The organism is Rhodopseudomonas sp. RCAM05734 (assembly GCF_052658035.1).
Genome location: NZ_CP199742.1, coordinates 4,607,583 through 4,624,701, shown reverse-complemented (window position 1 = coordinate 4,624,701; position 17,119 = coordinate 4,607,583). Strand labels below are relative to the sequence as shown.

At 60.0% G+C, this 17,119-nt stretch carries 16 protein-coding genes; 10 read left to right on the top strand and 6 right to left on the bottom strand.

Going from position 1 to position 17,119, the window contains the following annotated elements:
- Positions 1-69: 69 nt before the first annotated feature.
- The 3 genes from ACUXVA_RS21795 to nthA are packed head-to-tail and all read right to left on the bottom strand — an operon-like array spanning position 70 to position 1,738.
- On the bottom strand, positions 70-456 hold the full coding sequence (locus ACUXVA_RS21795) for a nitrile hydratase accessory protein (protein WP_265078399.1): 387 nt from the start codon (positions 454-456) through the stop codon (positions 70-72).
- Positions 453-1,115, bottom strand: a complete 663-nt coding sequence (gene nthB, locus ACUXVA_RS21790; protein WP_265078400.1) for a nitrile hydratase subunit beta — start codon at positions 1,113-1,115, stop codon at positions 453-455. The genes ACUXVA_RS21795 and nthB overlap by 4 nt, the downstream gene beginning before the upstream one ends.
- On the bottom strand, positions 1,112-1,738 hold the full coding sequence (gene nthA, locus ACUXVA_RS21785) for a nitrile hydratase subunit alpha (RefSeq protein WP_265078401.1): 627 nt from the start codon (positions 1,736-1,738) through the stop codon (positions 1,112-1,114). Before nthA ends, nthB begins: the two co-directional genes overlap by 4 nt.
- 72 nt (positions 1,739-1,810) lie before the next feature.
- Between nthA and ACUXVA_RS21780 the strand changes: the two genes are divergently transcribed.
- From ACUXVA_RS21780 to ACUXVA_RS21765, 4 genes are all read left to right on the top strand, one after another.
- On the top strand, positions 1,811-2,575 hold the full coding sequence (locus ACUXVA_RS21780) for a hypothetical protein (protein WP_265078402.1): 765 nt from the start codon (positions 1,811-1,813) through the stop codon (positions 2,573-2,575).
- A gap of 339 nt (positions 2,576-2,914) precedes the next feature.
- The gene (gene aspT / locus ACUXVA_RS21775; RefSeq protein WP_445488048.1) at positions 2,915-4,624 is read left to right on the top strand and encodes an aspartate-alanine antiporter; all 1,710 of its coding nucleotides are present in this window, start codon (positions 2,915-2,917) and stop codon (positions 4,622-4,624) included.
- Positions 4,625-4,640: 16 nt separating this feature from the next.
- Positions 4,641-6,269 (top strand): bifunctional aspartate transaminase/aspartate 4-decarboxylase, encoded by a 1,629-nt coding sequence (locus ACUXVA_RS21770; protein ID WP_265078404.1) that lies wholly within the window; start codon positions 4,641-4,643, stop codon positions 6,267-6,269.
- Positions 6,270-6,471: 202 nt separating this feature from the next.
- Positions 6,472-7,137, top strand: coding sequence for an outer membrane protein (locus tag ACUXVA_RS21765; RefSeq protein ID WP_265078405.1), 666 nt, complete (start codon positions 6,472-6,474; stop codon positions 7,135-7,137).
- 209 nt (positions 7,138-7,346) lie between these two features.
- Here the strand turns inward: ACUXVA_RS21765 and ACUXVA_RS21760 are convergent, their stop codons facing one another.
- Positions 7,347-7,856 carry a hypothetical protein gene (locus tag ACUXVA_RS21760; protein ID WP_445488045.1) on the bottom strand — a complete coding sequence of 170 codons (510 nt, stop codon included), beginning with the start codon at positions 7,854-7,856 and terminating at the stop codon, positions 7,347-7,349.
- Positions 7,857-8,002: 146 nt separating this feature from the next.
- Here ACUXVA_RS21760 and ACUXVA_RS21755 point away from each other — a divergent pair, with 146 nt between their 5' ends.
- Entirely contained in the window at positions 8,003-8,365 is a 363-nt protein-coding gene (locus tag ACUXVA_RS21755; protein WP_265078407.1) for a hypothetical protein, read from the top strand.
- Between the two features lie 532 nt (positions 8,366-8,897).
- The gene (locus ACUXVA_RS21750; protein ID WP_445488043.1) at positions 8,898-10,313 is read left to right on the top strand and encodes a DUF1254 domain-containing protein; all 1,416 of its coding nucleotides are present in this window, start codon (positions 8,898-8,900) and stop codon (positions 10,311-10,313) included.
- A 288-nt stretch (positions 10,314-10,601) separates the two neighbouring features.
- Here ACUXVA_RS21750 and ACUXVA_RS21745 read toward each other — a convergent pair whose 3' ends face one another.
- Entirely contained in the window at positions 10,602-11,657 is a 1,056-nt protein-coding gene (locus ACUXVA_RS21745; protein WP_265078408.1) for a SphA family protein, read from the bottom strand.
- A gap of 686 nt (positions 11,658-12,343) precedes the next feature.
- On the opposite strand from ACUXVA_RS21745, the gene ACUXVA_RS21740 reads away from it, so the two are divergent.
- Positions 12,344-13,336: an HlyD family secretion protein gene (locus tag ACUXVA_RS21740; protein ID WP_445488041.1), complete on the top strand. Its 993-nt coding sequence runs from the start codon at positions 12,344-12,346 to the stop codon at positions 13,334-13,336.
- A 223-nt stretch (positions 13,337-13,559) separates the two neighbouring features.
- Here the strand turns inward: ACUXVA_RS21740 and ACUXVA_RS21735 are convergent, their stop codons facing one another.
- Positions 13,560-14,120: a hypothetical protein gene (locus tag ACUXVA_RS21735; protein WP_265078410.1), complete on the bottom strand. Its 561-nt coding sequence runs from the start codon at positions 14,118-14,120 to the stop codon at positions 13,560-13,562.
- Between the two features lie 157 nt (positions 14,121-14,277).
- On the opposite strand from ACUXVA_RS21735, the gene ACUXVA_RS21730 reads away from it, so the two are divergent.
- The 3 genes from ACUXVA_RS21730 (at position 14,278) to ACUXVA_RS21720 (ending at position 17,112) form a co-directional block, all read left to right on the top strand.
- The gene (locus ACUXVA_RS21730) at positions 14,278-14,718 is read left to right on the top strand and encodes an antitoxin Xre-like helix-turn-helix domain-containing protein (protein ID WP_265078411.1); all 441 of its coding nucleotides are present in this window, start codon (positions 14,278-14,280) and stop codon (positions 14,716-14,718) included.
- Between the two features lie 3 nt (positions 14,719-14,721).
- Positions 14,722-15,411, top strand: a complete 690-nt coding sequence (locus ACUXVA_RS21725; protein ID WP_445488038.1) for an RES family NAD+ phosphorylase — start codon at positions 14,722-14,724, stop codon at positions 15,409-15,411.
- 681 nt (positions 15,412-16,092) lie between these two features.
- On the top strand, positions 16,093-17,112 hold the full coding sequence (locus ACUXVA_RS21720; RefSeq protein ID WP_445488036.1) for a TRAP transporter substrate-binding protein: 1,020 nt from the start codon (positions 16,093-16,095) through the stop codon (positions 17,110-17,112).
- Positions 17,113-17,119 lie beyond the last annotated feature (7 nt).

Below are 17,119 nucleotides of genomic sequence, written 5' to 3'. Positions count from 1 at the left end.
GATCAGCAGAGCATTACGTTGCAAGGGCGACGCGCTGCGCAGCATCCGGGGCACGGAGACACTGATCCCTTAATGCGCAAAATCCGCCGGTGTCAGTACGATCGGCTGGCCATGCGGGGTGCGGTCGGCGGCGTGGTCCCAGGCATCGCGGTAGCGATGCAGCATCTCGGCCGAGGCGACACCCTTGGTGGCGACCAGGCCTTCCAGCGTGGCCAGCCAGTGCCGGTAATAGGTTTCGCCGGTGTCGGCGTCGCCGGCCGCCTGGGCGAGCTTGATCTCCGCGGCCAGCGCCGCCGCCCATTCGGTCCAGGTGAACAGGCCGCGCTCGTGCAGCGCCAGCGCCATGGCAAAGGCCTGGGCCTCCCAGGGCTCGCGAAACACCGGCCCGTCGGCATCGACGGGAATGCCGGGCAGGGCTGCCGTGGCGCGCTGCGCGGCCTGCGGATCAACAGTCATTGGGCGGCGTCCAGATACGGCTCGAAGGCCTCGATCGACACTTTCAGGGTTGGATCGCCGTCCGGGCCCCACAATTCCGCACCATCGAAAACCACGGTGTAGAGCCATTGCGGGTTCTCGCCGGCGTCATGGGCGGCAGTGTCGGGAAACACATGACAGCCGTGGTCGCGCTCGATCACCCCGACATGGCCGCGCACATAGCGCGGCAGCCGCGTATGCGTGACGGGATGGATGTTTTTGGCGCGCACGCGGTCGCCGGCCTTGAATTTCGCCGGGGCCGGGGCCGGGCGGCCGAACGCACCACGGATCATCACGCGCTCGACATCGCCGACCGTGAACGCACCGCGCGACAGCGCTTTCGGCGGGGCCGACGCGTGGCCCGCTGCAATCTCCTCGCGGGCGACATAGCCCCTGGCCACCAGCAGGTCTTCCAGACCGAGCAGCCATTTCCGGTAGTAGCTGCTCGACAGGTAGATGTCGGGCCGCAGCATCTCGCGATAAAAACGCGACGCATCGATGTTGAAGGCGCCGGCGGCACCCATGGCGCGCACCATGGCCATCACGCGCGATTCCCATTCGTGGTGAAACATCGGCTCGTTGGCTTCAGGCTCCACCTTGCCAAAGCCGTCCATGCCGCCCATGTCGTGGACGCCGTTCATGACAGCGCGCCCGGTGTCGTCGCCAGGCCGGTGCCGATCATCGAGTCCCGCGTCACCAGTTCGGCGAGTTGCGCCTCGCTCAAACCTTCCGTGCCTGCGGGGCGCATCGGCAGCACCAGGAAGCGCGTCTCCGCCGTGGAATCCCACACCCGGATCTCGACATCCCCGGGCAGGCTGACGCCGAAATCCGCCAGCACGCCGCGCGGATCCTTGACCGCGCGCGAGCGATACGGCTCCGCCTTGTACCAGACCGGCGGCAGGCCGAGCAGTTCCCACGGATAGCAGGAGCACAGAGTGCAGACGACCATGTTGTGGCGTTCAGGCGTGTTCTCGACGACCACCAGATGGTCGCCGGTGCGGCTGACATGGCCGAGCGTGCTGACGGCCTTGGTGCCGTCGGCGAGCAGCGCCTGCTTGAACGCCGGATCGGTCCAGGCCCGCGCCACCACCTGGGCGCCGTTGTGCGGGCCAATCCTGGTCTCGTAGGCCTGGACGATGGTGTCCAGCGCCGCCGGATCGACATAGCCTTTTTCGGTCAGAACGGTCTCGAGGGCGCGGACCCGGAGCTCGGTTTCTGACAATTCGGAATGGTCGTGATCATGATCGTGATGATGTTCGCTCATGGGCTGAGGATAATCGCAACAAATACCGCATGTCGAGGGCAGGGCTCTGCTAGCCTCACCCCCATGAACTGCATGCCCCCACATCTGACGCGCAGCCTGCAAACCGCGCTGTCGATGCTGGCGATCGGCGCCGCAGTGCTGGCGCCGCAATATGCGCAGGCGGCCAATGGCGCCTATGCCGTCGATGCCGCCGACATCTCCGATCTCGGCTCATGCAAGGTGGAAAGCTGGCTGTCGACAGCCACCAACACCGACTTTTCCGCGGTCGCCAACCCATCCTGCGTGGTCGACATCGTCAGGCCGGTCGAACTCAGCGTCATGACCAACCGGTCTCGCAGCGACGGCGACTGGGGCACGTCGGTGGCGCCGAAGGCCAAGATCAACCTCGTGCCGACCGGCATCGGCAAGTTCGGCGCCTCGGCCCTTGGTGGCGTCGCGTTCGATGCGCAGACCGGACAGAACACCGCGATGTTCGGCGAGATCCCCGTCACCTGGCGATTCTCCGAGGTCACGCGGATCAATCTCAATGCCGGCTGGCTGTGGGACCGCACCGTCGACCGCCACTATTTCACCTATGGAGCCGGCTTCGACTGGAAGCTTACCGACGTTTTCCAGTACACGATCGAAGTCTACGGGCAGGTGGGCGCGGCCGACATCCCGAGCGTCACGCGTCCGAAATTCCAGACCGGATTGCGCTATCGGCCCAACGATATTTTCTCGGTCGATGTGATCTATGGCCACAACATCACCGGCGAGAACGCCGACTGGATCACGGTCGGCACGACCATACGGTTTCCGCCGCCGGGCAGCACGCGCGACTCCAATCCGCATTTGTAGCGCAATCGTAGCTGGGCGTTCGGGCAGCAGACAGATCCGCATTGATGCAGATCAACAGCGACACTGAACATCAGCGCATCGAACCGTCGCTGTCCCGAATCTGTCGCGTCGCATGCAGCGCAATAGCCTATTCTGGAAGCCTTCTCGCGTTTTCATCAAATTCATGACGCGGGCATTGGCATAGCCAAATATATATAAGTCGCCGACCGTACGATAAGACTGGACAATACGCCGGCAAAAGCGCGGTTATGTGTCAGGCTCCGCGCGAAGCAGCACGCCGCCCGCGTCATGGGTGGTCGCCTCGACAGGCGTTCCCGCGCAAGCCTTCCGGAATCACAGATGACCGTCGTGCGCGAGCTCTTCGCCAGCCAACCGCTGGTGGCGTTGTTCATTACCATTGCCCTCGGCTATTTCGTCGGCAAGTTCAGGGTGCAGAAATTTGTCCTCGGCGGCATTGCCGGCACGCTGCTGGTCGGCGTGGTGATCGGCCAGATCGGCATCAACATCGATAGTGGCATCAAGGCGATCTTCTTCGCGCTGTTCATCTATGCGGTCGGCTTCCAGGGCGGCCCGCAATTCTTCCATGCGCTCAACCGCCGCTCGCTCAACCAGCCGGTCTCGGCCTTCGTGATGTGCGCCGTCGGCCTGCTCTGCGTGCTCGGCGCCGCCTGGATGTTCGATCTCGATCGCGGCATGGCTGCGGGCCTCGCCGCCGGCGGCCTCACGCAGTCGGCGATCATCGGCACCGCAGGCGACGCCATCGGCAAGCTCGGGCTCTCGGCCGACCTCACCAAGATCATGCAGACCAACGTCGCGGTCGGCTACGCCGTCTGTTACATCTTCGGCTCGCTCGGCCCGATCATCATGGTCACCTGGTTCTTCCCGACCATCATGAAGTGGGACATCCGCGCGGAGGCGATCAAGCTTGCCCAGCAAATGTCGGGCGGCCATGCCGAACTCGATCCCGGCCAGTTCAACGCGATCCGCAGCGTCGTGACACGTTTCTACGCGATCGACGCGCAGGGCAGGGCTGCCGGCAAGACCGTACTCGAGATCAACGAACTCATCACCGATGCGGCCATCGAAGCCGTGCTGCGCGACGGCTCGCCGATCCAATTCGACGACACCACCCGTCTGCAGGTCGGCAACTTGCTCGCCGTCACCGGCAGGGTCGGGACGATGGCGAGCGCCAGCGACCTGTTCGGCGCCGAAGTTGCCGCGCCCGCAGGCTTCCAGCCGGTCGAGGAGAACCGCGAGATCATCCTCACCAACCGCGCGCTCAGCGGTCGCACCATCGCCGACATCCACGACCACGCCAGCGTAGAGACCCGCCATGGCGTGTTCCTCACCGAAGTGAAGCGGATGGGGCTCGGGCTGCCCCTGCTCGGCAAGCTCGAAGTCAAGTCCGGCGACGAATTGCACTTCGTCGGCAGTCCGAAGGATCTCGACCGGGTGCAGGCGAAGATCGGTTACAAGATCAGCGCCGCGGCGGTCACCGACTTCGTGTTCTTCGGCATCGGCATGGCGATCGGCATCCTGATCGGCATGATCGAATTCCGCTTATGGGGCGTCCCGGTGTCCATCGGCAGCGGCGGCGGCTGCCTGCTGTCCGGCCTGCTGTTCGGCTGGCTGCGCAGCGTGCACCCGAACTTTGCGGCTTTGCCGCTGGGCGCCTCGAACTTTCTGCGCGATTTCGGTCTCGCGGTGTTCGTCGGCATCGTCGGCATTACCGCCGGACCGCAGGCACTGGTGGCCATCAAGCAATCCGGCCTGACGCTTTTGTTTCTTGGCGTCGCCGTAACGCTGGTACCCCAGATCGTGACGTTCTTCTTCTCCTATTACGTGCTGGGCATCCGCAATCCGATCGAGGCCTTAGCCTGCGTCGCCGGCGGTCGCAGTGCCAATCCGGCGTTTGCAGCGCTGCTTGAAAAGGCCGGCAACGCCACGCCGGTCGTGTCCTTCACGGTGACTTACGCCGTGGCCAACGTGTTCCTGACGCTGTGGGGGCCGATCATCGTCGGCATCATCACCAAGAACGCGACACCTTGAACCAGGATCGACGCATATGAACAAGCCAGAACAGGATTTCAGCAAGTTCGAAGGTCTCAGTCCGTTCGAACTCAAGGATAAGCTGATGGCGGTGGCGTCGTCCGACGCCCAGCGGCTGATGCTGAACGCGGGCAGGGGCAATCCCAACTTCCTTGCCACGCTGCCGCGCTGGGCATTCCTCAGCCTCGGCGAGTTCGCCATGCTGGAAGCCGAGCGCGCCTATTCCTATCTCGACAGCGGCTTCGGCGGCCTGCCGGAATTGCGCGGCATCGTGCAGCGCTTCGAGGCCTATGCGACGCATCACACCGACACCGACGGCATCAAGTTCCTGCGCTCTGCCATTTCCTATGTGAAGGATCAGCTCGGCCTTGACCGCGAAGCCTTCCTGTTCGAGATGGTCGCGGCGTTCCTGGGCTGCAACTATCCGACGCCACCGCGCATGCTCGTGCACTGCGAGGAGATCGTCAAAGCCTATCTCGCCAAGGAAATGTTCGGACCGCTACGATCGGAAGGCAGGTTCGATGTGTTCGCCACCGAGGGCGGCACCGCGGCGATGACCTACATTTTCCAGAGTCTCAGCGTCAACAAGCTGATTGCGAAAGGCGACAAGATCGCCATCGCCACGCCGATCTTCTCGCCCTATCTGGAAATTCCCGTACTGGCCGAATACGGCCTCGATGTTGTCGACGTGCGCATGGATGAGGCCTCCGACTGGCAGTTCTCCGACAAGGAGATGGCAAAACTGCTGGACCCCGCGGTCAAGGTGTTCTTCCTGGTCAATCCCAGCAATCCGCCATCGTCGAAATTGTCCGACATGGTGCTCGGCAGACTGGCTACACTGATCAACGACAAGCGGCCGGACCTGCTGGTGGTCACCGACGATGTCTATGGCACCTTCGCCGATGACTTCGTCTCGCTGTTCGCCAAATGCCCGCGCAACACGTTGTGCGTCTATTCGTTTTCGAAATTCTTCGGAGCGACCGGCTGGAGGCTTGGCGTCATCGCGCTGCATCAGGACAATGCCATCGATGCCGCGCTGGCGAAATTGCCGGAAGCCACCAGGAAGCTGCTCGACACGCGCTACGAGTCGCTGACGACAACGCCGCGCGAGCTGCGCTTCATCGACCGTCTGGTGGCAGACAGCCGGGCAGTGGCCCTCAACCACACCGCGGGTCTGTCGCTGCCGCAGCAGCTGCAGATGGCGCTGTTCGCACTGAACGGCCTGATGGACCGCCAGGAGCAGTACAAGAACGCCGCCAAGCAGCTGATCCGTCAACGCTACCAGACGCTGTATCGCAACATGGGCGTCGCTGCTCCGCATAAGCCCTGCGACGTCAACTATTACACCTTGATCGACCTGCAGGAACTCGGCGGCAAGCTGTATGGCCCGGACTTCGAGCGCTGGTTCATCAAGGGCGATCTCGGCACCCGCTTCCTGTTCCGGCTCGCCGAGGAAACCGGGGTGGTTCTGCTGCCGGGCAAGGGATTTGAGGTGGTCGACACATCGGCGCGGGTTTCGCTCGCCAATCTCACCGACATCGAATATGCCGCGATCGGCAGATTTACCCGCAAGGTGCTCGACGAGTATTTCGAGGATTCAAAGAAGGACCTCGGGACGCAGGCGGTCGCGGTGCCGGCGAAATAGGCGAGGGTACTGCGCGACTCCTTCGATGCCGGATTGTCCGGCAATAACCAGCGAACGCACGACGATTGCGCTCGCCGGCAGTTGGGGCATCGCAATGCCGTACAAGAATTGACCGGCCGCTCGATCGACCTCAGCAATTGACTCTCGGGACCCTGCACCTAAGGTCGATTCGGCTTTGGAGCCGTCAATGGGGAATGAATTGATGAAGCGCTTGATACCAACTTTGCTCGCAATCGGCTTTTTTGCGGCTGATTCCCATGCGGCCGACCTGCCATATGCCACCAAGGCGCCGCGCGTCTCGCCGGCCACCAACTGGAGCGGATTCTACATCGGCGCCAACGCCGGCTACACGGAGAGTGTCAGCAGCAGCGGCCTCGGCGTCAAAGGCGTACGGGCAGGCGGCACGCTCGGATACAACTATCAGGCCGGCCTCTTTGTCGGCGGAATCGAGGTCGACGCGCATTGGGGCGACGTCAAGTCTTCCGCAGCCAACGTCAGACTCGCTGCGGGTCTTCCGCTGCTCAACACTCTCGACCACAAGGTGAAAGCCTCGGGATCGGTCCGCGGCCGACTCGGCGTCGCCTTCGACACCGTCCTGATCTACGGCACCGGCGGCTATGCCTGGGCCGACAACCAGATTTCCTTCACATTGCCCGGTAACAGCTTCAGCGACAGCCAAATGCACAGTGGCTGGGTCGCCGGCGGCGGTGTCGAATGGATGTTTGTGCCGAAATGGTCGCTCAAGGCTGAATATCTGTATCGCAGCCTGTCCGGCGAAAAATACTTCGCCAGCCTGGTGCCGGCCGGCATCGCGTCCGGCGTGGCGAACTCCAATGCGGGACAGGTCGGTGTGAACTACCATTTCTAGGTTGGAACGCACTCGATCCGAACGCCATGCTTCGCATGATGTTCGGGTGGGCCAAGGCTGAGCAGGCTATCGGAAACGATGCGCCCGCTCGCAAAGCGACGCCAGTCCCTTGGTGCCCAAAATTGCGCAGCGAGGGGTGCGCGCGTCGCCGCCTTGCGCGATACCGGATCAGCGAGTTCCTCGGGACTCGCTCGCCGGTCTGATGCGGATCAGTTGAGCGTGAAGGTGATCGAATAGTCGCGCGTCGTCGGATCGAAGCTGATCGCGCCGGCCGCGCAGCTCACGAACGTGCCGCCGGAGGAGGCCGCCATTTTCGTATAGCCGCCGTTCGCCGTGTACGACGTGTCGAATCGGCAGCCCCGGGAGCCATTCTCGAGATAGAAGTGGATCGATGCGACGGTCGGGATGTGGCTGTCCACCGTGAAGGTCAGCGTCCCGCCGCCGGCGCCCGCAATGCCGGTCGGACCGGGCGACACCGTTCCGAGAATCTGCCCGGCGGGCGAACGGAAGGTCATGGCAAAGGCCGTATTGTTCCTGACCGTGACCGTCGTGACGGTGTGAGCAAGCGCTTCGCTTGCGCCCAGGCAGGACATCGGCACGACAACAGCCGCAACCGCGCCAAGCGCCCCCATGCGCGCAACGTATTTCAACATCAGAAGCCCCGTTCCAGTTGCCATGCAATCGCGAGCGCCAGTCGTATCCGAAAAGTGCATCAGCAACCGTCCAGCCTGAGCGACAAACCGGTTCGACTTACGGAGGGAATGCGACGGCCTTGGGGAGCGCTTTGGGGACCAAGTGGGGGATCGTGGGGGAGCCGCAATTGTTGATCCCCTCATAAGATCGGCATCCTGAACGAAATTTTTCAATGTTTTCGGTGACTTTCCCCTGGGAGGTAAGCCATGCTGGGTCGGCAAGTCTCGACGTGGTTTTCTTCTTGGTCGTCTATTCGGTTCGAAAGATGAGGGCGTTAAGCGCGGAGAAGTCCGTTGAGGAGAAACTCGCCCAGATTGAAAAACGCTTCCATGATGATCAATGGAAAGCCGTTAAGTTCGAACGGGACAATGGCGAGTTGGCGGTCGCATTCTGGGATTCGGAATCCGAGGATTTGCATCCGACCGCCCATGATTACGATCCCAAAGACGATTTAGGAGTTCAATCTATACAAGAAGCGCTTACTGCGTTAACGGACCCGGATATCGAGGATGAGTCGGCACCTGTTAAACCTTGACGATCCCGAGCGATCATTTTTAAGGCTCGGAGATGTGTCGGGTGCGTTCGGTCGAGAAGGCTGTTCTTGCCGTGAACTTTTTCGTGCTCACGAGCAAAAACAAGCCATTGTCTTGCAGCAACGAGGCGACTTAAAATCAATGGATCTGGCGCGTCAGCGACGCATTCCTCAATCATCGTCAAGTAATGACCGACGGTTTCCGGACGACCGATTTCCTTCGCGGAATCGAGCATCTTGAAGAGAAAATCCGGGTTCGTAAAAGGATCGGTTCGATTTGAAGCTGAATGTGATTTGGTCACGTCTACCATAGTGGCGCTCGTATAAGATTTCACTCCATCTATCGTGACGCAGAAAATCACCGGCGGCTCATAGAACGAGCAATCAATATAAGAAAACGCCCAATCTACAGCGTTTGACCCATCTGCGACATTCAGCAGGCGCAGACAAACACCCGGTGCGGCGGCCTAGCCGATAGTTGATCCAACTCAATGCTGCCAAGCACGGGTGGTGGGACTATCACCAGACAAGGACGATGATTGTGAAAACCTCCGTGCTAAAAGCTCTCATTTGCGCGACGGCGCTGGTTATCTCATCTTCAATTTCCGTGGCGCACGCCCAAACTGGCGTCGGTGCCTCTGAGGCCCGTGCCATCGCCAAGGAAGCCTACATCTACGGCTACCCGATGGTGGATGGTTATCGCATCCAACACGCCTACTTCGTGGATCAGAATAATCCCGAATACAAAGCTCCTTGGAACCAGCTTCGCAACATCCCTCGCGTCTATACGCCGGATGATAAGGCGGTGCAGACGCCCAATTCGGACACGCCTTACTCTATGTTGGGTATGGACCTGCGCGCTGAACCTATCGTCCTTACCGTGCCAAAGATCGAGAAGAACCGTTATTTCAGCATCCAACTCATCGACGCCTACACCTTCAACTTTGACTACATCGGCAGCCGCGCTACCGGCAATGATGGGGGCAGCTTCCTCATCGCCGGACCAAACTGGAAAGGCAAGACGCCCAAGGGCGTGAAAAAGGTGATCCGTTCGGAGACCGAGGTGGTGCTCGCTGTCTATCGCACCCAATTATTCAATCTGGACGACCTCGAAAACGTGAAGAAAGTGCAAGCCGGATATAGCGCGCAGCCGCTCTCTGCATTCCTCGGTCAACCTGCACCGAAGGCCGCACCGGCCATAGATTTTATCAAGCCGCTGACGCCCAATACACAGAAGACTTCGCTCGAGTTTTTCAATATCCTGAACTCCGTCTTGCAGTTCTGCCCCACACACCCGTCCGAGAAAGCACTTATGGCGCGGTTCGCCAAAGTCGGTATCGGGGCAGGTAAGACCTTCAACGCGAACAACCTTTCGCCCGAAGTGAAGGTAGCTGTTGAACAGGGCATGGCGGACGCGTGGCAAGCTCTGGCCCAACTGCAAAAACGAATGGACGCCAAGGAAATAACCTCCGGCGATTTGTTCGGGACGCGGCAGTATCTCAAGAATAATTACCTCTACCGCATGGCCGCAGCCGTGGTTGGTATCTACGGCAACTCCAAGTTAGAAGCGATGTATCCGATCTATACCGTCGATGCCGATGGGCAGAAGCTGGACGGGACCAACCGTTACAGGGTGCGCTTTGCGCCGGGCCAGTTGCCACCTGTAAACGCCTTTTGGTCGCTGACGATGTATGAACTGCCGTCGAGCCTGCTCTCGGCCAATCCGCTCAACCGCTATCTCCTCAACTCACCAATGCTGCCAGATTTCAATCGCGATGGCGACGGTGGCGTAACGCTGCTGGTCCAAAACGAAAACCCGGGCAAGGATAAAGAAGCAAACTGGCTTCCTGCGCCGAAAGGGCCGTTCTTCATGGCCATGCGCCTCTACTGGCCGAAAGACGAAGCCGTGAAAGGCAAGTGGACCGCGCCACCACTAAAGCGCGCGCAGTGAAGCACTGCCGGTCATTGATGTCTGAGTTTGGCACTTTTCAGACATAGCACTTTTGCCAAGGTAGTTCTTCTTTCGGACGGAAAGCGGAAGTCAGAATGTGGCCCTTCCAAGGGCTGCGTCTGGCACGAGACGTACGAGTTAAACATTTGGCCCAAGATTGACGTGGACATCTTGCCGTTCATCAACGCGCTGTGCTCCGAATTTGCAGCGCAGCGCAATGACGCTATGTGTCATAAGTTGCTGAAGAAGAATTATACGGCCGAGCCAAGGCCAATAAATTGAACTGACCTATTTCCGAACCAGATGATTGGTCGGTGTCACCGTGCTAACGGGTGCAGGCTCCGAGATCGAGAACGTCAGCCACGTGTTCCAGCCGGATGGCCGATTGTCGGCAGCAAACTCGCCATAACCCTTCAGCCCGAGAAACGCCTGGTTGCTTCCGATCGGGAAGATATAGCCGACCTGCGGGCCGATACCGAAAACCCGGGAGCGGAAGCTGCCGAGAATGGCCGGTTGCCCGTAATCATCCGTGACCTGCTGATAGCCGTAGCCGACAAGGCCGACGAAGACCTGCTTCGACAAGAATTGCGACGCTCCCCAGTCGAAATGGAAATCGACGCCGCTCTGATACTGCGTATCCGGGTTCTTGAAGTTGTAGGTGAAGCCGCCTACGCCGGAGAATTCCACGCCGGTTGCGGGATTGAGATAAGTGTAACCCCCGCCGAGGTCGAGGGCACCGTGACCGAGACCGATATTGGAGAGACGGCCGGAGCTGTAGTCTCCGACCGGTATGTCGCCAGCAGCATAGACCATATAATTGTGAACGCCGTTATTCCATTTAAGCTTCAACGTCGGATAGAGATCGCCATATGACGTGAGATCGTCTCCCAGAAATCCATTCCGCGTGGTCACGACGGGGCCGATAGCCGACGTCAGGGTACCCGAGAGGCTCGCGGCGTTCCTGCCGTAAACACTAGCGAGCGTCGCCGACAACTGGCCGCCGAGAACCGGCGTCGCGAAGGTATAGGTCGGCGCAAGGAGCATGAGATCGGCTTGGGCGCTCAACGCCACATTCAGGTTGATATTGACGTTCGGCGAGAGCCGTCCGACCTGGAATTGCCGCGACGCCGCGGTGGCGCCCGATGCATTCAGGCTTGCATGGTAGTAGATCGCACCTATGGACCATCCCGGCGTCGTCGGTGTTGCAGCAAGGCTTCCGTATAGCCCTGGCAACCAGAACGAAATGCCATTCTCGTCGGCGCGGGAGCTGTCGGGAAGGAATGCGAGAACCGCGCTCGCTGCGAGGAAGCCGAGCCGCCCAAAGGGCGATTTAAATCGGATCATTGAAAACCTCCACGCGGAGCTATGTTCGATTACTCACTAAAAATGCCCAAGCTTGCATACGAAACCGACGGCTTGGATAAAAGCCGCCAGCTTCAGGTCGTCTCAATTTGTCCGGCCAATGGCAGTTAGCGGCAGACGTAGACCCCGTTCACACGAACGCGAACGCAGGCCGGAGCCACTACGACCGGAGCCGCCACCACCTGTGCGCGATAGACGTGGCGCCGTACTGTGCGCCGCGCAACGCCAGCACCACTAAGAGGCGTAAGAGGCCTACCGACACGTGCCTGCGCGCTACCAATTGACAATCCCATTCCGCCGCCTTCTCCTGGCGGGGACACGATCGAGGTTGAAATTCCGGCCGCGATCACCGCAGCCATCAGAAATACACGTCTCGCGCCGAATGTTCTCATGGCCAGTTTGCAATTCAGTGCAATTCTATTGGCAGAATTCATTTTTTGTTATTTTGATCTGTATCAAGCGCACAGGTTAAGTTTCTTGTCTATTTTGCTTTCGGAGCGACGCTAAAAGCCATTCAGATTGGCGCATTTTTTGCGGGAGCTTGAGCGCCAATGGCAATTGTACTCGTTCTCTACATCTTCTTGGTTTGGCTCTTGTTTTCAAAGCTGAGAGTTGTGAGATGGGGGTAGTGGTCCGGTATCATCACCACGGTGATGGGCGTCTTCATCATGCTGGTCTTCTTGGGGCTGTTTAACTATCTCACCCCCGCGGGCCGTTTCGTCGTGATCTCCCGCGTCGTCGAGGTCACGCCAAACGTATCGGGCCAGGTGGTCAATATTCCCGTGGAAGCGAATGAGCCTGTCAAGGCGGGTGATGTACTCTTTCAGATTGACCCCACGCCATACAAATACAAGGTGAGGCGGTTAGAGGCCTCCCTGGCTCAGGCGCAGCAGCAGGTCAAACAACTTCGCGCCAGTTATGACCAGGCCAGGGCGAACGCGGATGGTTTGACGGAGCAACTCGATTACCACACGCAAAGACTGGCCGATATGCGCAAACTCACCAGCACGGGCGCGCAGGCCGAGTTCAAATTGCAAGATGTGCAGGTGAAGTACGATACGGTTCGGCACCAACTGGTAGCGGCGGAGGCGGCGGTACAGAATGCGCGGCTCGCAATGGAATCTGAAATTGGCGGCGAGAATACCAATGTCGCGCAACTCCAGGCTCAACTTGAGAATTCCCGGTGGGAATTGGATCAGACGACGATACGTGCGATGGGGGATGGTTACGTCAGTACGCTAGCTCTGGCGGTCGGCGCCCGAGCTCTGACTGCGCGTCCCGCAATGGCGTTCATCATCACCAGTGACATCACTATCGCCGGGACGTTCAAGCCTAACGGATTCCAAACCGTCAAACCCGGTACAGCGGTTAAGCTCGTCTTCGACGACAATCCTGGTCGAGTCTTTAAGGCGCGAATACTCGTAATTCCGCGCGGTGTTGGTCAAGGTCAGATGGCCGTTTCGGGCCAACTCGCGCGCGTAGGTTCTATTGGCGGAGCGCAAGGCTACCCGGCGGTGATCTCGGTGCCAGATGGGTACGACAGTACGCAGTTGCGCCTCGGAATGTCCGGAAGCGCATGGGCTCTCGCGGAGAATGCCGGACCGATCGGGATCATTATGTCCGTTATTGTTTGGGTGAGTTCGTTCACCGCATACCTGTAGGCACACGCATCGTATCGAAGGCCGCGCGAAACCCCATACTTGACGACGGGAGACGATAGAACCCATCATTGATCGCGGAATATGAATGCGTCCGAGACTGATCCGGATCCGTCGCTTGGCGAGACCGATCCGAATTGCACATTTTCGGTCGCGAGCGAAGCGTGCCGTCGTCGGTGCGCACCATATACAGGGTAGGGCGAAGCGCGGCGGAGTTTTTCGGCTATCAAAAGCGCGGCCCAGAAGGCTCTTCGACAACATCGTTCAGTCGCCTGTCGCTCTTCCAATCGTGTCCGCGGTTGAAATCGTCCATATCGTCGGGACCGTTGTCCTTAGGCATCGGGAAACCTTTGTCAGTGAGGCGATCCGAGAAGTCGGCCATCGCTTCCGGGAGGGGCGCGGGCAGGGCAGCTTGACCCACCTCCCTCCGCAACCGTTCCCGACACCGTTCTCGCCAATCGATCGCCAGTTGGCTATCGGTCGGAGATAGAAGATCGAGAATGCGCTGCGGGCAGAGGCAAGCCACGGGACCTTCGTCTTCATAAATTCCGGTCAGATCGTACATATTCTCGCCCGAAGATGGAACGGGCATCACCAGAAGGACGCCGCCATTTACGACGTCTTCCGTCTGGAACGCGATTGCAACGCTATGCTCCCCGCGATCATTGAAATAGATTTGGAAATCCAAGACGTCGTCGCCGAAGTTCTCGTCCAGATAGGCGTCGATTGCCTCGCTGACGTCCCCGGGCATCTCGACGGTCTCGCGCGTATCGAATGCATTGATCACTCGAATTCCCCCCTTTTGGTTTCAGCAAAAGATTGACCGGGTAGGGTGCAAGAGACCATTCCCTATGCGATTGCTAGATCAATAAAACTCGTCATTTGACGCTTGACATCGCACCAATTGACGATATGTATTGTGTCGCGCACAAGAGGACATAGACATGGCTCGAGCTGCATCATTCGGAGCGCCGACCGACGTCACGCCTGCCGATGTACAAACGTTTACGAAAGCGCCGGATCGCGAGCGACTGTCTCCGGTCGCCATCAAGGCATTCCGTAATATCGTCGAGCAATGGTCCCTTACGAACGCCGAAGCGGCGACGCTGCTTGGGGTATCCGAAAGCACCTGGGATCGGATCAAAAGAGGGGTCTGGGATCAACCGCTGTCGCAGGACCAGCTCACGCGGGCATCGGCGGCAATCGGTGTCTACAAGGGGCTCCGACTACTTTTCGCTGACGACATGGCTGTGCGTTGGGTCAAGCTGGCGAACACGGGTCCGATCTTCCAGAGGCGAACGCCCGTCGATGCTATGATCGAAGGCGGCATTCCGCTTATGCTCGAAACCCGTCGCTACGTCGATGCGGTGCGCGGCGGCCTTTGATCAATGCTTGAATCCTTGACGATCAGCCGCCAAGCAATCGAGCGGACCGTTCGACTTGTGACCACCGCTCGATTGCGCGATTCCGTCCTGCGCGATTTGGTTGATGCGTCAGAACTCGAAGCCCTCAGCGAAATCGAAGGCGCCACAAGCAACCGACGCATTGCCCAAACTCGTGGGGCAGGCGATGTCCCGTCTAATGAACTCCGGTACGGCGTTCCGCACGCCCACTTCATCAACGCTTCCTTCGCCTATGCCAAACCCCGTGAACCGAACAGATTCAACGGTGCAGAGCGCGGTGCCTGGTATGCCGGGTTCGAAGTCGAAACCAGCTTGGCTGAGGTGACATTCCACCTGACCCAGGCACTGGCGGCCACCGGCGACTTCAACGCCACGGTCGAATACGCCGAGATGTTCGCGAGTTTCGCAGGCGAATTCGTCGATCTGAGGCTGCACCGAACGCACCAAGCCTTGGACCCGGATAAGGCCATCGGCTACCCGGTCGGCAACGCGATGGCCGAAGAGGCGCGAGCGCGCGGCTTGAACGGGATCATCTATCCCTCGGTGCGCAATCCAGGCGGCACGTGTCTGGTCGCGCTGTTTCCACACGCGGTCCAATCAGTGGCCCAAGGCGACGTTTATCGACTGGTCTGGAGCGGTCAGCCTGAACCGGCGGTCGATTTGGTCACGGGGTAAGCAGTCGATTACGGCACAGTCGACCGACCGCAAATGAGCTGAAACCACGATTTGGCATGCGATCACCATCTAAGGTTGACGATCTGTCGGCCTGCTTGATGAAAGCATGTCGGTCTTATGTGGGGATCGACAGCAATCCCGATCGGCGGCGCCTCGCATAGCCTATTTCGGATTCGCATAAGGTATATTATGGAATATTTTATATGGTGTGATCTCAGGATCTTAACCGGGCCCGGCTGGAATGACGTCTTCGTCCGGTCGGTTCGCGTGACGGGCCACGCAAGGCGGCAATGCCGCGCCAGTCGCCGCTGCACGGCATATCGCGGTCGACCGTGAGCGCTTGTCAATCCGGCGGGCTACCCATGGTCGGACGCCGGCAAGACGGATGACGAGCGCCGCACGAGAAGCGACGGCACGATCGCTGGGCCACCGATCGACCCGGCTGTGCGTTCGGACGCCGGCAGCGCAGGCCGCCGATGGCCGGCCAACACACCCTCGCCCGGACGCTCTCTGACGGCCGTCGGACGGTCCGTTGCCGCAGGCGCTCGGGAAAGCGCGACGCGGTCTCAGCCGAAGGTCGGGGTGAAAAAGCTTGACCGGGCGGCGGTGGCGTGATGACCAGACGGCAAGGGGTCCTTATGGTGGATCTCGCAAAAACAAGAACTGGCAGGGAGAGATCAAATGCATTTTTCACGGCGGACATTGCTGAAGGCATCGGCCGCAGCGACCGTTCTCGGCGGCGTCGGCGCGCCATTCGTGGCCCGCGCGCAGAACGCCGAATTCGTCTACAAATATGCCAACAACCTGCCCGACACCCATCCGCTCAACGTCCGCGCGCGCGAGATGTCGACCGCGATCAAGGCCGAGACCAATGGCCGTGTCGACCTGCAGATCTTTCCGAACAACCAGCTCGGCTCCGACACCGACATGCTGAGCCAGATCCGCTCCGGCGGCGTCGAGTTCTTCACACTGTCCGGCCTGATCCTGGCGACTTTGGTGCCGGCGGCGTCGATCAACGGCATCGGCTTTGCCTTCCCGGACTATGACACCGTGTGGAAGGCCATGGACGGCGAACTCGGCGCCTATGTGCGCGGCGAGATTACCAAGGCCAACCTGGTGGTCATGGACAAGATCTGGGACAACGGCTTCCGCCAGACGACGTCGTCGACCAAGCCGATCAACGGTCCCGACGACCTCAAGGGTTTCAAGATCCGCGTGCCGGTGTCGCCGCTGTGGACCTCGATGTTCAAGGCGTTCGATGCTTCGCCCGCCTCGATCAATTTCAGCGAGGTCTATTCTGCGCTGCAGACCAAGATCGTCGAAGGCCAGGAAAATCCGCTAGCGCTGATCTCGACCGCCAAGCTCTACGAAGTGCAGAAATACTGCTCGCTGACCAACCACATGTGGGACGGCTTCTGGTTCCTCGCCAACCGCCGCGCCTGGGAGAAGCTGCCCGAGGATCTGCGCACCATCGTCGCGAAGAACATCAATGCGGCGGCCGTCAAGGAACGCGGCGACACCGAGAAGTTGAACGCCACCGTGCGCGAGGAGCTGACCGGCAAGGGCCTGATCTTCAATCAGCCGACCGTGGCGCCGTTCCGCGACAAGCTGCGCCAGGCCGGATTCTACGCCGAATGGAAGGGCAAATACGGCGAGCAGGCCTGGGCGCTGCTGGAGAAATCCGTCGGCAAGCTGGCCTAAGCCGCAA

Excerpts from the sequence above, each read along its gene's own strand:
- nthA (WP_265078401.1), bottom strand. The coding sequence starts at position 1,738 with ATGAGCGAACATCATCACGATCATGATCACGACCATTCCGAATTGTCA.
- ACUXVA_RS21745 (WP_265078408.1), bottom strand. The coding sequence starts at position 11,657 with ATGATCCGATTTAAATCGCCCTTTGGGCGGCTCGGCTTCCTCGCAGCG.
- ACUXVA_RS21770 (WP_265078404.1), top strand. The coding sequence starts at position 4,641 with ATGAACAAGCCAGAACAGGATTTCAGCAAGTTCGAAGGTCTCAGTCCG.
- ACUXVA_RS21765 (WP_265078405.1), top strand. The coding sequence starts at position 6,472 with ATGAAGCGCTTGATACCAACTTTGCTCGCAATCGGCTTTTTTGCGGCT.
- ACUXVA_RS21795 (WP_265078399.1), bottom strand. The coding sequence starts at position 456 with ATGACTGTTGATCCGCAGGCCGCGCAGCGCGCCACGGCAGCCCTGCCC.
- ACUXVA_RS21730 (WP_265078411.1), top strand. The coding sequence starts at position 14,278 with ATGGCTCGAGCTGCATCATTCGGAGCGCCGACCGACGTCACGCCTGCC.
- ACUXVA_RS21755 (WP_265078407.1), top strand. The coding sequence starts at position 8,003 with ATGTTTTCGGTGACTTTCCCCTGGGAGGTAAGCCATGCTGGGTCGGCA.
- ACUXVA_RS21740 (WP_445488041.1), top strand. The coding sequence starts at position 12,344 with ATGCTGGTCTTCTTGGGGCTGTTTAACTATCTCACCCCCGCGGGCCGT.
- ACUXVA_RS21780 (WP_265078402.1), top strand. The coding sequence starts at position 1,811 with ATGCCCCCACATCTGACGCGCAGCCTGCAAACCGCGCTGTCGATGCTG.
- ACUXVA_RS21725 (WP_445488038.1), top strand. The coding sequence starts at position 14,722 with ATGCTTGAATCCTTGACGATCAGCCGCCAAGCAATCGAGCGGACCGTT.
- nthB (WP_265078400.1), bottom strand. The coding sequence starts at position 1,115 with ATGAACGGCGTCCACGACATGGGCGGCATGGACGGCTTTGGCAAGGTG.
- ACUXVA_RS21720 (WP_445488036.1), top strand. The coding sequence starts at position 16,093 with ATGCATTTTTCACGGCGGACATTGCTGAAGGCATCGGCCGCAGCGACC.
- ACUXVA_RS21750 (WP_445488043.1), top strand. The coding sequence starts at position 8,898 with ATGATTGTGAAAACCTCCGTGCTAAAAGCTCTCATTTGCGCGACGGCG.
- aspT (WP_445488048.1), top strand. The coding sequence starts at position 2,915 with ATGACCGTCGTGCGCGAGCTCTTCGCCAGCCAACCGCTGGTGGCGTTG.